Annotated in this window: 9 protein-coding genes, 4 tRNA genes and 1 other annotated feature; of the genes, 1 reads left to right on the top strand and 12 read right to left on the bottom strand. The window is 59.8% G+C overall.

The window, feature by feature from the left end; all coding sequences use genetic code 11:
• The 11 genes from KBC96_10575 to KBC96_10525 all read right to left on the bottom strand — a co-directional run.
• Nucleotides 1-941, bottom strand: a 941-nt coding sequence (locus KBC96_10575; protein ID MBP6964837.1) for a sugar ABC transporter substrate-binding protein, incomplete at its 3' end; no start/stop codon positions are given.
• A gap of 116 nt (nt 942-1,057) precedes the next feature.
• Nucleotides 1,058-3,712 (bottom strand): valine--tRNA ligase, encoded by a 2,655-nt coding sequence (locus KBC96_10570; protein MBP6964836.1) that lies wholly within the window; start codon nt 3,710-3,712, stop codon nt 1,058-1,060.
• Between the two features lie 78 nt (nt 3,713-3,790).
• Nucleotides 3,791-4,078, bottom strand: a binding site (T-box leader).
• A gap of 22 nt (nt 4,079-4,100) precedes the next feature.
• Nucleotides 4,101-6,509 carry an endopeptidase La gene (gene lon, locus KBC96_10565; protein MBP6964835.1) on the bottom strand — a complete coding sequence of 803 codons (2,409 nt, stop codon included), beginning with the start codon at nt 6,507-6,509 and terminating at the stop codon, nt 4,101-4,103.
• Nucleotides 6,510-6,689: 180 nt separating this feature from the next.
• Nucleotides 6,690-7,955 carry an ATP-dependent Clp protease ATP-binding subunit ClpX gene (clpX, locus tag KBC96_10560; protein MBP6964834.1) on the bottom strand — a complete coding sequence of 422 codons (1,266 nt, stop codon included), beginning with the start codon at nt 7,953-7,955 and terminating at the stop codon, nt 6,690-6,692.
• 29 nt (nt 7,956-7,984) lie between these two features.
• Nucleotides 7,985-8,572 carry an ATP-dependent Clp endopeptidase proteolytic subunit ClpP gene (gene clpP / locus KBC96_10555; protein ID MBP6964833.1) on the bottom strand — a complete coding sequence of 196 codons (588 nt, stop codon included), beginning with the start codon at nt 8,570-8,572 and terminating at the stop codon, nt 7,985-7,987.
• A gap of 90 nt (nt 8,573-8,662) precedes the next feature.
• Entirely contained in the window at nt 8,663-9,967 is a 1,305-nt protein-coding gene (gene tig / locus KBC96_10550; protein ID MBP6964832.1) for a trigger factor, read from the bottom strand.
• Nucleotides 9,968-10,107: 140 nt separating this feature from the next.
• Nucleotides 10,108-10,182 (bottom strand) — tRNA-Gly (locus KBC96_10545).
• A gap of 73 nt (nt 10,183-10,255) precedes the next feature.
• Nucleotides 10,256-10,339 (bottom strand) — tRNA-Leu (locus KBC96_10540).
• Nucleotides 10,340-10,405: 66 nt separating this feature from the next.
• Nucleotides 10,406-10,481, bottom strand: a tRNA-Lys gene (locus KBC96_10535).
• A gap of 87 nt (nt 10,482-10,568) precedes the next feature.
• Nucleotides 10,569-10,644: transfer RNA gene (locus tag KBC96_10530), tRNA-Arg, on the bottom strand.
• A gap of 166 nt (nt 10,645-10,810) precedes the next feature.
• Nucleotides 10,811-11,047 carry a glutaredoxin family protein gene (locus KBC96_10525; GenBank protein ID MBP6964831.1) on the bottom strand — a complete coding sequence of 79 codons (237 nt, stop codon included), beginning with the start codon at nt 11,045-11,047 and terminating at the stop codon, nt 10,811-10,813.
• A gap of 132 nt (nt 11,048-11,179) precedes the next feature.
• Between KBC96_10525 and KBC96_10520 the strand changes: the two genes are divergently transcribed.
• On the top strand, nt 11,180-12,037 hold the full coding sequence (locus KBC96_10520) for a YihY/virulence factor BrkB family protein (protein MBP6964830.1): 858 nt from the start codon (nt 11,180-11,182) through the stop codon (nt 12,035-12,037).
• Here KBC96_10520 and KBC96_10515 read toward each other — a convergent pair.
• On the bottom strand, nt 12,030-13,379 hold the full coding sequence (locus KBC96_10515) for an FAD-dependent oxidoreductase (protein MBP6964829.1): 1,350 nt from the start codon (nt 13,377-13,379) through the stop codon (nt 12,030-12,032). The genes KBC96_10520 and KBC96_10515 overlap by 8 nt on opposite strands.
• Nucleotides 13,380-13,527 lie beyond the last annotated feature (148 nt).

Below are 13,527 nucleotides of genomic sequence, written 5' to 3'. Positions count from 1 at the left end.
TCCTTGTGCCGACTCTTCGACGGGATGCAGAGCGCCGACCCGTAGGCGTTGTTCGCCCGGAACTTCCCCTTCGGAAGCGGGGCGACGTCCCACCGGAAGCGCCGCACCTTCGAGAGCGTCGGCACGTCCCAGTGCCCGCCGAACATCATCGCCACCTTGCCGGTCATGAACATCTCGTAGCCGCCCATGTCCGCCAGTTCGCCGGGCCGCGTGGTGACGTGATGCTTGAACCGCAGGTCGACGAGCCATTGCAGCGCTTCGATGGCCTCCGGCGTGTTCATCGTGCTTCGAGTTGGACGGAGCGGGCTATCGACGATCTCTCCGCCGTTCTGCCAGACGAAGTGCCGCCAGTCGCCGATCAGCGTGCCGAACTGGTCGATGCGCCCGTCCTCATCGAAGTCGAAAGTAAGCGCCTTCGCAGCCCCAAGGTAGTCGGCCCACGTCCATCCCTGCCTTGGATACGGCAGGCCGGCCTCGTCGAAGAGGTCTTTGTTGTAGAAGACGACGCCGATCGCGATGTCATTGGGCAGGCCGTAGATGTCTCCGTTCCAGCGGTATGAATCGAGCGCCTTGGGGTAGAAGTCGGGAAGATCGAGGTCACCGTCACGTTCGATGTAGGGCTGGAGGTTCTCGATGGAGCCACTCTCCGCGAACTTGGGGAAGCGGCTCGACTCCATGAAGATGACGTCGGGCGCGACGCCTGCGGCGGTCATAGTCTGGAACTTGTCCCAGTACTGGGCGTAAGGGAGGTTCTCGAAGCGCACCTTGACGTCGGGGTTCAGGAGCATGAACTTCTTGGTGGCCTTGCGCCAGACCTCAAGCTGATCGGGCGTCGCGCGGGTGAGGTAAACGATCTCGGTCGTCCCCTGCCCCGCGTTCCGCCGCCCGCAACCGGAGAACATCGCCGCCAGTATAAGTGCCAGGATGCCAAACCTTTTCACTGCCGACACACTCCCAGAGAACGCGGAAGTAGGGAAGGAGCGGAGGACACGGAGAAGGCTTTCGATCGGGAATCCGTGCTCTCCCCGGCCCTCCGTGCTTCCGTGTTCTGAATGGCTTACGCCCCTCGCAGGGTCGCGAGCCGCTCCTGGAGCTTCTCGATCTTTTCGGTCGACTCGCGGGCGATGCGCTGCTCCTTCTCGATGATCGGAGCGGCGGCTTTGGCCATGAATGCCTCGTTTGCCAGCTTCCCGGCGCTTCGAGCGAGATCCTTCTCGACGCTCGCGATCTCACTGGTAATGCGCGCGATCTCCTTGTCGATATCCACCAGACCGGCGAGTGGAATGTAGATGTCCGCGACCGGCAGGTGGGCAGAGATGAACTTGCCCTCTCCGGTGGCGGGCGACGCGGCGGCGATGCCGAGCCTGCTCACCTTGGCCAGGATCTTGATGCTCTCAAGACCACTTGCGACGGACTCCTTCGCCTCACCCGTCTTAGGGACGATCATGCACTCGACCTTCTTGTCCGGCGTGATGCCGCTCTCCGCGCGAAGGTTGCGGATGGCACGGACGATCTCCATGATGGCGCCGACTTGTGCCTCGGCGGATGCATCCCGGAGCGACTCATCGGCTTTCGGGTACTCGGCGATCATGATGCTATCACCCTCGTGCGGGATCGACTGCCAGATCTGCTCTGTGATGAACGGCATGATTGGGTGCATCAGGCGCATCGAAGTCTCCAAGACGTGCCAGAGCACCCACTTCACGCCAGCGCTCTCCTCACCGCGGAGTCTCGGCTTGGCCATCTCAATGTACCAGTCGGCGTACTCGTTCCAGAGGAACTCGTAGAGCGCGCGGGCGGCGTCGTCCATGTCGTAGTCGCCTAGGCCCCTGTTCACGGCGGCGATAGTACCCTGCAGGCGGCTGATGATCCACTTGTCCTCGAGGGTAAGCTTATCTGCCGATGGAGCTTCGGGGCTCGCGTGACCGGTCTCCTCCAGGCTCAGGAGCACGAACCGCGAGATATTCCAGATTTTGTTGCTGAAGTACCGGATCGCTTCCACGCGGCCCTCGGAGAAGCGCATGTCCTGATTCTTGCCTGTCTGCTGGATCAGCGCGAATCTGAGAGCATCGGCCCCGAACTTCTCTATGGTGTCGAGCGGGTCTATCCCGGTGCCGAGCGACTTGCTCATGCGCCGGCCCTCCTCGTTGAGCACCGTCGCGTAGATATAGACATCATGGAACGGGATCTGCTCACGGAAGTCTAGGCTCGTCATGATCATCCGGGAGACCCAGAGGTAGATGATGTCGCGAGCTGTAACCAGCACCGAGGTCGGGTAGAAGTAGTCCAACTCCGGAGTGTCCTTTGGCCAGCCCATGGTCGCGAACGGCCAGAGCGCCGACGAGAACCATGTGTCGAGGACATCCGGGTCCTGCTCGAGGTTCTTAGAGCCGCACTTCTTGCACGCCTCGACCTCGGTCTTGGCAGCCGTGTACTCGCCGCAGTCGAGGCACTTCCAGACAGGGATGCGGTGGCCCCACCAGAGCTGGCGGGAGATGCACCAGTCGCGGATGTTCTCCATCCAAGCGGTGTAGGTGTCAGCGTATCGCTCGGGCACGAAGCGGACATCGCCGTTCTTCACTACATCGATGGCCGGCTGAGCGATCTCGCTCATCTTGGCGAACCACTGCTCGGAGAGAAGCGGCTCGATGGTCGTGTCGCATCGGGCGCACGTCCCGACGGAGTGGAGGTACTCCTCCTCGCGGACGAGCAGATCCTTGCCTCGCAGTTCATCGACGATCGCCTCGCGCGCGGCATAGCGGTCCATGCCGGCGAACCGTCCGGCCTCCCCGGTCATCGAGCCGTCCGTGCCGATGACGATCACGCTGGGCAGGTTGTGCCGCATGCCGATCTCGAAGTCGTTCGGGTCGTGAGCGGGCGTCACCTTGACGGCGCCGGTGCCGAACTCGGGGTCGACGTGCGCATCAGCGACGATCGAGATCGCCCGGCCCATGATCGGCAGGATTGCGTTCTTGCCGACCATTCCGACGTAGCGGTCATCCTCGGGGTTGACGGCAATCGCGGTGTCACCCAGCATCGTCTCGGGGCGCGTGGTGGCGACCGTGATCACGCCGGAGCCGTCCTCCAGCGGATAGTCAATGTGCCAGAGGTGACCGGCGACCTCCTCGTACTCCACCTCGATGTCGGAGATGGCGGTCTGGCATCTCGGGCACCAGTTGATGACCCGCACGCCTCGGTAGATCAGGCCGGCGTCGAACCAGCGGACGAACTCCTCGAGGACGGCGTCCACGTAGCCCTCATCCATAGTGAAGCGCAGGCGATCCCAGTCGAAGCCGTAGCCCATGCGCTTGAACTGGTTGAGGATCGTGCTGCCGTACTGATCGCGCCACTCCCAGACAAGCTCGATGAACCTCTCGCGGCCGAGGTCGTGGCGTGTGAGTCCATCCTTTGCAAGCTGTTGCTCGACCTTGTTCTGGGTCGCGATGCCTGCGTGGTCGGTGCCTGGGAGGATCAGCGTGTTGAAGCCTTGCATTCTCTTCCAGCGGCCGAGGACGTCCTGGATCGTGTAGCATAGCGCGTGGCCGATGTGCAGCGAGCCGGTAATGTTGGGCGGCGGGATGGTGATCGAGTACATCGGCTTGGACGGGTCTACCTCGGCCTGGAAGTAGCCCTTTTCGATCCAGTAGTCATACCACTTCGGCTCGACAGCCTGCGGGTCGTACACTTTCGGTAGCGTATCGTATTGATTCATGAGTGCTCTCCTGCGGAGTACTGAAGTGATGGAGCACTTAAGCTCCTCCGCTCCATAAAGACGAAGCCCCCCTCATCCGACAAGGACGAGAGGAGCCTCCCGCGGTACCACCTTGATTCGCCCGCCGACCACCCTGTATCCCAGGCGATTGAAATCGCGGCTAGAAGGACACAAAGTCCACTTTGATGAACCCAGATGGCGGACAGACCTCGAACGGCGGTAACGGGCTCTCCCGGCCGGGCTTACTGCAGTTCAGCCCGGCAGCTCGTGGGCGACGTTCGGAGGACCGTATCCGGGCGGCTCGCAGCATGCGCCGCCCTCTCTGAAGGGTCGGTATCCCCTACTCTTCCCATTCAATGCTTTTCTGCGTCTTCAGTTCTTCAGCGTCTCAGCGATCCGTCCCGTCCGAACCATTGTGAAGCGCGATCTTCAGCACCTCATCGGCATGCTCGACCGGCTTGAATGCCAGTTCCTCGCGGACGTAGTCGGGAATCTCCTCGAGATCCTTAAGGTTCTCTCTGGGCATGATGATCGTCCGGATGCCGGCTCTGTGAGCGGCAAGCACTTTCTCTTTCAACCCGCCGATCGGTAATACCTTCCCGCGGAGAGTGATTTCTCCGGTCATCGCCACCTCGCGCTTCACGGGACGCCTGGTGAGCGCCGATGCGAGCGCGGTCGCGATGGTTATACCCGCGGACGGGCCATCCTTCGGCACTGCGCCCGCCGGAACATGAATATGTATGTCTAGTTTATGTGTGAAATCCTCATCAATCTTAAGCGTGCGCGCCTTCGATCGTACATAGGTCAGCGCGGCCTGCGCAGACTCCTTCATCACATCACCGAGTTGGCCGGTCAGCAGAAGCTGGCCCTTATCGGCACGCATCAGACCCACCTCGATGCTCACGATGTCGCCACCGAACTCGGTATAGACCAACCCGGTGGCGGCGCCGATCTCGTCCTTCTCCTCTGCAGCCCCGTAGTGGTATTTGGGCTGGCCGAGCAGTTCCTTCACCTTCCTCGGTGTGATCCGGGTCAGGCTCTTCCTGCCCTCAGCAACCTGTTTAGCGATCTTACGACAGATCGTAGCGATCTCGCGCTCGAGGTTTCGTACGCCGGCCTCACGCGTGTACTCGCGGATTACAAGGCGAATCGCGCTCTCGTCGAACTTGATCCGGCTCGGCTTCAGGCCATGGTCCCTCGTCTGCTTCGGAACGAGGAACAACTGCGCTATCTTGAGTTTCTCGTCCTCGATGTACCCGGCGAACGGAATGACCTCCATGCGGTCTCTCAGGGGCGGCGGGATCGTGTCGAGCAGATTCGCCGTTGTGATGAACATGACGTCGGACAGGTTGAACGGGACTTCCAGATAGTGATCACTGAACCCCGTGTTCTGTTCGGGGTCGAGCGCTTCCAGCAATGCCGCCGAGGGATCACCTCGGAAATCGGCCCCGACCTTGTCTATCTCATCGAGCATGAACACGGGATTGTTCGAGCCGCTCTGCTTGATGCCCTGAATGATGCGACCGGGCATCGAGCCGATATAGGTCCTGCGGTGGCCCCTGATCTCAGCCTCGTCCCTGATGCCTCCCAGCGAGACGCGGATGAACTTCCGACCAAGCGACCTGGCTATCGAGCGGCCGATGGACGTTTTGCCGACGCCTGGAGGACCGACGAAGCAGAGGATCGGGCCTTTCATCTGCCCCGAGAGCTGTTTGACCGCGAGAAACTCCAGGATACGCTCCTTGGGCTTGCCAAGTCCGTAATGGTCCTCATCGAGCACCCGCGCGGACTCGGCTATGTCAATGCTGTCCTCGGTGTTGACGTTCCACGGCAGAGACACGAGCCAGTCGAGGTAGTTCCGCACGACGACGCCCTCAGGCGCGGCATAGGGCATTTTCTCCAGCCGGTCGAGTTCCTTGTTGGCGCGCTCCTGGACTTCCTCCGGCATGGCGGCTTGCTCGATGCGTGAGCGGTACTCCTCGATCTCACCGTAGCGCTCGTCGCGCTCGCCCAGTTCCTGCTGGATCGCCTTCATCTGCTCGCGAAGTATGAACTCGCGCTGGGTGTCGCCCATCTCCTTCTCGACGCGGTTACGAATACTCCGCTGAATCTCGAGAATCTCCGTCTCCTTCTTGAGAAGGACACTCAGCTTCTCGAGCCGCTCTTTGGCCGAGATAGTCTCAAGGATGTCCTGCTTCGACTCGACGCGCAGCGGCAGATACGGCGTAATGCTATCCGCGAGCCGTCCAGCCTCGGTGATATTGATGACGTTGACCAAGGCTTCGGGCGGGATCGAGCGACCGATGTTCACGATCTGCTCGAACTGGGTGACAACGCTCCTCATCAGAGCCTCGACCTCTATGCCGGACTCCTCGATGCAGGGAATGCTCTCGACCTTGACCAAGAAGAACGGCTCGGTCTCCTCGTACTTGACGACCCTGACGCGCTCGACTCCCTCAAGAACCACCCGCACCGTACCGTCGGGGACCTTCATTATCTGCATGACCTCGGCCACGAGGCCGACCCCGTATATGTCCTCCGGCTCGGGATCGTCCGTGCCGACCTGTTTCTGGGCCACCAACAATATGAAACGCTGGCGTGCCATCGCCTCGTCGAGGGCCTTGACAGACTTCTCGCGGCCAACGAACAGCGGGAACACCATCTGAGGGAAGTAGACCGCGTCCCGGATCGGCAGAAGCGGGAGTTCATCCGGGAGTTCGTCTATCAACTGCTCGTCGAGGGTTTCCGGTTCGGGTTCAGGCTTTGGCTTGTGAGCCTTGGTCTGAGACTTTGCCATGAATCGTGTCACCTTTCCTGATCAAAGCGAGAAAACTGGTTTTCTTGGTCTATGCAGCTCTTTTCGAGCGCCACATGTCCGGACAGGGCCACCAAGCAACGACCCGTCATCATGACAAAGGCCGGCGGCGGAATCCCAATGACTGGCATCCACCGTCGGCCTTATTGACCAACCAAGTGACTAGGATGCCGCCTTGAACTCCTCCACGACGAGCGTGGGCTCTTTGCCGCACAGGATCACATCGGCGTCAATGATGCATCCCTTGATCCCCGGGGTCGAGGGAATCTCGTACATGATATTCATCATGACTTCCTCGATGATCGCCCGAAGCGCACGCGCGCCGATACTGCGCTTTATCGCCTCGCCCGCGATGGCATCGAGGGCACCCTCGGTTACCTCGAGTTCGACCCCATCGTACTCGAAGAACTTCTGATACTGCTTGATCAGCGCGTTCTTCGGCTCCACGAGTATCCGCATGAGCGCCGTCTTGTCCAGCGCCTCGAGCGTTCCGACCACGGGAAGCCTTCCGATGAACTCGGGGATGAAGCCGTACTTCAGCAAGTCCTCCGGCATGACCTCGCAGAGCAGATCGCCGACCTGCCGCTCAAGTTTGCTCTCGACCTTCGCGCGGAACCCCATCGTCTGAGTGCCGACTCTGCGCTCGATAATACTTTCGAGCCCGTCGAACGCCCCGCCGCAGATAAACAGGACATTCGTGGTATCAAGCTGCACGTAGTCCTGCTGTGGATGCTTTCTGCCGCCCTGCGGAGGAACGTTGGCCGTCGTGCCCTCAAGAATCTTCAGCAGAGCCTGCTGAACTCCCTCGCCGGAAACGTCCCTCGTGATTGAAGGATTCTCGGCCTTGCGGGCGATCTTGTCTATCTCGTCAATGTAGACGATGCCGCGCTGTGCGTTGCGGACCGTTGCCTGAACGCTCTCCCCCGTATCCGCCGCCTGCAAAAGCTTCAGGAGGATGTTTTCGACATCCTCCCCAACGTATCCTGCCTCAGTAAGAGAAGTTGCGTCGGCAATGGCGAAAGGAACGTTCAGAATCTTGGCCAGAGTCTGAGCGAGAAGCGTCTTGCCGCAGCCGGTCGGGCCGATCAGCATGATGTTGCTCTTCTGCAACTCAACTTCGTGGCACGGCGAGTTGATGCGCTTGAAGTGGTTATAGACGGCCACGCTGAGAGCGCGTTTGGCCTTCTCCTGGCCGACCACATACTGGCTCAGGATGCGGTAGATCTCTTTCGGCTTCGGCACGGAACCGAGCGGTGAGAACTCATCACCGGTCTTGGGCAGTTCACTCTTGATCGTATCGTTGCACAGATCGAGGCAGTCGAGGCATATGCCGCCGTAGACTCCCACTATGAGCTTCTTTACCTGTTCCCTGGTTCTGCCGCACAGAGCACAGCGCTGGTCGTTACGATCGAATCCAACCCTCGGCAAGATCTTGTACCCCCAATGTCAGCTTCAGGCTATCTGTTGTCTCTCGCGATCACATCGTCAATCAGGCCGTATTCCTTAGCTTCGAGGGCGGACATGAAGTAGTCCCTGTCCGTGTCCTTCTCGACCTTTTCGATGGCCTGGCCGGTGTGCTTCGAGAGAATCTCGTTGAGGAGGGCCCGATATCTGAGCACTTCCTTAGCCTGGATGTCTATGTCTGAAGGAGTGCCGTGGAAGCCCGCGCTGCCCTGATGGATCATCATGCGGGCATTCGGCAGAGCGCACCGCTTGCCCTTTGCCCCACCAGCCAGCAACACGGCGCCCATGCTCGCAGCTTGACCGACGCAAATGGTCGCAACGTCGGGCTTGATGATCTGCATCGTGTCGTATATGGCGAGGCCCGCTGTCACAAGGCCTCCGGGGCTGTTGATGTAAAACTCGACATCCTTGTCCGGATCTTCCTTCTCGAGGAAGAGCAACTGAGCGATAATCAGGTTTGCTATATCATCGTCCACGGTAGTGCCCAGGAATATGATGCGTTCCTTGAGCAGGCGAGAGTAGATGTCATATGCTCGCTCTCCCCTTGCGGACTGCTCGACGACCATAGGTACCAGTGCCATGCGTTGGTTGTCTCCTTTTCTATACGAAGCGGCCATCACATGGTGCTCAGTGCACTTTGACAACGCGGATGGGTCTCCCCATTAGTCATATTATGTGCTCTGTTCGCCGCTTTCTGCACTCTTGATTGTGGAAACCGACAGAATAAAGTCGGAGATCCTCTTTTCCTGCATCGCTTCCTCAAGCCCGTCGCGACCGCCCCGAGGCTCCAAATAAGCCTCGACAGCCTCGCGGGGAGCGTTGGAAGCTTCTTCCAGTCGGGAGATCTCGGCCTCCACTTCCTCCTCGGTGACGACAAGGTTCTCATTCTCTGCAAGCTGTCCCAGGACCAGCCCGATCGCCACGCGCCGAGAGTAGGATTCGGTCAGGTCGGCCATGAACTCGTCGCCGGTGCGACCCAGTCCCTCCAAGTACTGCTTGAGCGTTCGTCCCCGTTGCTCGAGGTCTTCTCGCAGGTGTTCGAGGTGATGCGCGACACGCGCCTTGACCATGATCTCGGGGTAGCTCACCTGGGACCTCGAGACGATTTCCTCGATGATCCTGCTCTCGACCTCCTGGTCTGCCCGCGCGTTGGCTCTGTCCGTCAGGCTGTCGCGAAGTCCGTTCTTAAGCGCATCGAGCGAATCGTACTCTCCGAGGGACTTCGCGAACTCGTCGTCCAGATCGGGAAGAACGAGCTCGCGAATGGCTTCGACCGTGACGGTGTAGTCCGCTTTCTTGCCGGCTAGCGATTCGTCCGCAACATCGGCCGGGTACTCAATCGTAAAGCTCTTCTCTTCTTCGGCGTTCATGCCGACAACCTGATCGTCGAAGACGGGCGGATTCGATCCGATGCTGACCACGGTCCGTCTCGGCTTGCCGGGATTCTCTCCTTCGACAACGGCCAGCATCTGCATGACGACCACATCGCCCGACTGAACCGGCCGGTCCTCGACTCCTCTCATCTCGCCGCGCTGCATCCGAAGGTGCTTCAGTTCGGCGTCAATGTCCTCGTCCGTAATGTTCACCGTCGAGCGCTCGACCAGGATTCCGCGGTATTCGCCAAGCTCGACTTTCGGAGGAAGAGGGACCTTCGCCTTGAAGATGAGCGGCTGGTCAGCCTCGAACTGCACAATGTCTACGTCCGGGTCGGCGTAGGGATCAATGTCGTTGTCCTTGAGAGCCTGCGCGTACGCATCCGGGAGCAGTTCGTCCAGCAAGTGACGGCGCACCGTCTCATCGGACAGGTGCTTTTCCAGGATTGCCCTCGGGGCCTTGCCCTTTCGAAACCCCGGGATCGAGGTGTGCGCTCCGATCTCCTTGTAGACCTTGTCTCTTGCGGTAGATACCTGCTCGGCCGGAATCTCGATATTGAGTTCCACCTCGCATGGATCTTGCTGTTCGACTGTTACCTGCATCTTCTACGGCTCCTTGGTTTGGCCTTCACAAGAACGCCCCGCCGCGGGATATCCATGGCGGCGAGGCGAGGCATAAACAGCACAAAGTACAAAGCACTCGGTTCTGCTACCTCGTACCCTGTACTTTGCACTTCAGATCATGGAGCGGGAGACGGGATTCGAACCCGCGACATCCACCTTGGCAAGGTGGCGTTCTACCACTGAACCACTCCCGCATGCTCGGAACGCCAAGACAAACCGCCGATCCGCGCCGTATGAGTACTCCGTACCCCGGTACTTCGTACTTCCTGGTGGGCGAGAGGAGAGTTGAACTCCTACGCCTTGCGGCACTAGATCCTAAGTCTAGCGTGTCTGCCATTCCACCACTCGCCCGTGATTCCATTCCGCCGGCGAGCGCAGAGCCGACATAGGCCGGCGCTGATTCCATATGTTAAGGGATGGTGGATCGTGAAGGACTCGAACCTTCGGCCCGCTGATTAAGAGTCAGCTGCTCTACCAACTGAGCTAACGATCCAGAACCTTGTTCGCTCCCCAAGCCAGGCAGATTATAAACTCTACCGCCGGGTTTGTCAACCCCGGGTTCGCACTCTGCGACACCGGATGGCGCGGCTGGAGGGACTCGAACCCCCAACCCTCAGTTCCGAAGACTGATGCTCTATCCATTGAGCTACAGCCGCATGTACCGAGTACAATACTATCATCTCACTCGCGTGGTGTCAACCGGATGCGAGTCCGACGGTCGTACTCACACAATCAAAAGGACGAGAGGGCGAGACTCGATCGAAGCCCTGAAAAACGGCTTGCATGGAATCCCACCCTCGCGAGGACGGCATCGAGGTACGCCTACTCAAGCGCTGCGTCAATCTTCGGCTGGTTGAATCCAACGATCACTTCTTCGCCGATCTTGATGACCGGCACGCCGCGCTGACCGGACAAGTCCACCATCTCCTGGAGCTTGTCTCTCTGTTCCGCGACATTGAAATCCTGATACGCAACACCCTTCTGCTGCAGATACTCCTTGACTTTCCTGCACCACGGGCATGTGGGGTTCGAGTAGACTTTCACTTCCTTGTCGGCCATATACGAATCTCCTCTCTGCGAATATGCCAGCAGAGCCGAGGACGATTTCCCCGGATGCCATTAGGTTAGTACCCGCACACGAAGGACCGCCAAACAAGAGGAGTTCGCGTCTCGGAGAGAGCATATATCAGCATGAAGCCCCGAATATCGGAGCTCTATCGATTCCTGTCTGAGGTTTTCCACGAGTACGGGGACGACCAGGGCAGTCTGGCTGCGGCGGCGATGGCCTTCTTCGGCCTCTTGTCACTGCTGCCTCTCTTGCTGCTCGCCATCGGCGTCTTCGGGAGGGTGCTCGGCTCCCAAGAGGCTTATGATCAGGTTCTTCGCTTCATCACGAGCTACGCCCCCGCAGGTACGGAGAATCTAACGCAGAACCTTGATACGATCCGGGAATCGTCGCACTTGTTCAGCGGCCTCGGCCTTCTTGCACTGCTCTGGGCCGGCAGTTCCATTTTCGTAATACTGCAGCATGCGATGAACATCGCGCTCGGACTCAAGCGGAGGCTGAACTACTTCGCGCTGAGGCTCAGGGCTCTGGCGCTTGTACTGGCCTCCGGGGTGCTGTTCGCTCTGTCCGTCGGAACGACTTGGGCCCTAACCGCCGTCAGGACATTTGACGCCCCCATACTCGGACTGCAGTCAGTCGAGTTCGACCCCTTCTGGAACCTCGTCGCAACCCTGATACCGATCGCAACCTCTATGCTGATGTTCTTCCTGATATACAAGTTCCTGCCGGCGGCGAAGACCGGCATCCGCGGGCCGCTCGCCGCCGGAGTCACCGCCGGCCTGCTTTTCGAACTGGCGAAGTGGGGTTTCGGGGTATACCTCAGGAGCTTCGCGAACTTCTCCGTGGTGTACGGCTCGATCGCCGGCGTGATCATTGCCGTTCTGTGGATATACTACGTTTCGATGATCACTGTGTTCTGCGCCGAGATCGCCTCGGTCGTGAGGAAGCGGGAGCAGCACATGGTGGACCGGACGACTATATGATTGCGCCCTGCCCGAGCAGCACACTCCTGAGCAGGGCCGCGTCGAGCTGCCGAGGGGAGACCTGCTGCTCGACGCAGAGGGCCGCCGCAACACCCGCCGCCTGGCCCAGCGCCATACAGTTCGGCATGATGCGCATCGCAGCCTGACCCTCGTGAGTAGAGGATATGCAACGCCCGGCCACGAGCAACTGCTCTACCTCCAGCGGCACCAGTGATCTGTAGGGCACCTCATACCAGTCCCCATGGGGAGGACCGATCCCCGGCTTACCGTCGTCGGCCCGAACGTATCCTCTACCAACCGGCGAGTGAATGTCCACCGCGTAGGCCGACCTCAGCACCGCATCGGGATACTTCCGACCTTGGGAGACATCGTCCACACTGAAGACATGCTCGCCTACTATCCGACGAGTCTCGCGGACGCCGACCTGTGGGGCGGTCTGTATGAGATACGAATTCTCGAATCCGGGAACGTACTTCCGGAAGAATGTCATCAGGGCCATCGCCTGCCTGTGACACTCTATCTCCGCCTTTGTCAGGTCAGTCGAATCGGTACCACTCACACCACCGACGTGGGTCGTGTTGACAACCACCTGGCCCGGAGCTGGCATCGCGATGAAGAACACCATCTCCTGAGGCAGGGGGAACTCGCCGTTCTTGCGAGCTTCGTCAACCTCTTTGTAGAAACCGGCCACGCCGGCTGCGGTTGCCAGCAGCCGCTCGACGTCTTCCTGGCTGGATGGTTTGGGAAAGCGCATCTGGTCGGGATTCGCAAGCGCGTACTCGAGGCACTTACGCATCTCGACTCCGCCGACCGTAAACATAAGCGTCATCGCCTGTGTCAGCCCGTGAGCGGGACCGCCCATCTCAAATGGCGCCCCCGCCATCGCGGAGACATCGCCGTCTCCCGTGGCATCCACGACAACCTTGGCGTCTATTCCGAGCGGTCCGCCCTTCGTGAACGCCTCCACACCCGCGATGGCAGGCCCTGTCTTGCGTACACCGCTGATCCACGAGTGCAGGAGAAGCTCCCCGTCCGCCTCCAGGATCATTTCCTGTGCGGCGAACTTCATCGCCTCGGGGTCGAACGCTCGACCGAATAGCCCACCCAGGCTGCTCATCCGGTCGCAGATCTCCGCAAAGAAGCCTCCGATCAACGGAGCGCCGGTTGACGTTCGCGAACTCATGAACGGGTTAACCAGTCCGGCCGTACCCATGCCTCCAAGGAAGCCATATTTCTCGACCAGCAGAGTCCTCGCACCCTGTCTGGCCGCGCTTGCCGCTGCCGCAACGCCGGCAACTCCACCACCGGCAACAAGCACATCACAGGAAAAATCGGGTTTCAACTCGCCGCACACCTCCCGGCATTCATCAAGCGGATTCACTATGCAAGTATACCATTTTGCGCGAGCCCTGCCGAGAGGGAGTCGGATCAACGTGCAATTAAGCCATTGTTCGGCGTGCGCAATACTGGTAAAAATGCTGGTTGACAGC

This window comes from Armatimonadota bacterium, from assembly GCA_017993055.1.
GTDB lineage: Bacteria > Armatimonadota > UBA5829 > DTJY01 > DTJY01 > JAGONM01.
Note: the sequence above shows the minus strand (reverse complement) of the source record. Positions and strands in the feature narration are given on the sequence as shown.

What these genes read in the sequence shown, in the direction of transcription:
- KBC96_10570 (MBP6964836.1), bottom strand. Translation starts at nt 3,712, where the DNA reads ATGAATCAATACGATACGCTACCGAAAGTGTACGACCCGCAGGCTGTC.
- clpP (MBP6964833.1), bottom strand. Translation starts at nt 8,572, where the DNA reads ATGGCACTGGTACCTATGGTCGTCGAGCAGTCCGCAAGGGGAGAGCGA.
- lon (MBP6964835.1), bottom strand. Translation starts at nt 6,509, where the DNA reads ATGGCAAAGTCTCAGACCAAGGCTCACAAGCCAAAGCCTGAACCCGAA.
- tig (MBP6964832.1), bottom strand. Translation starts at nt 9,967, where the DNA reads ATGCAGGTAACAGTCGAACAGCAAGATCCATGCGAGGTGGAACTCAAT.
- KBC96_10520 (MBP6964830.1), top strand. Translation starts at nt 11,180, where the DNA reads ATGAAGCCCCGAATATCGGAGCTCTATCGATTCCTGTCTGAGGTTTTC.
- KBC96_10525 (MBP6964831.1), bottom strand. Translation starts at nt 11,047, where the DNA reads ATGGCCGACAAGGAAGTGAAAGTCTACTCGAACCCCACATGCCCGTGG.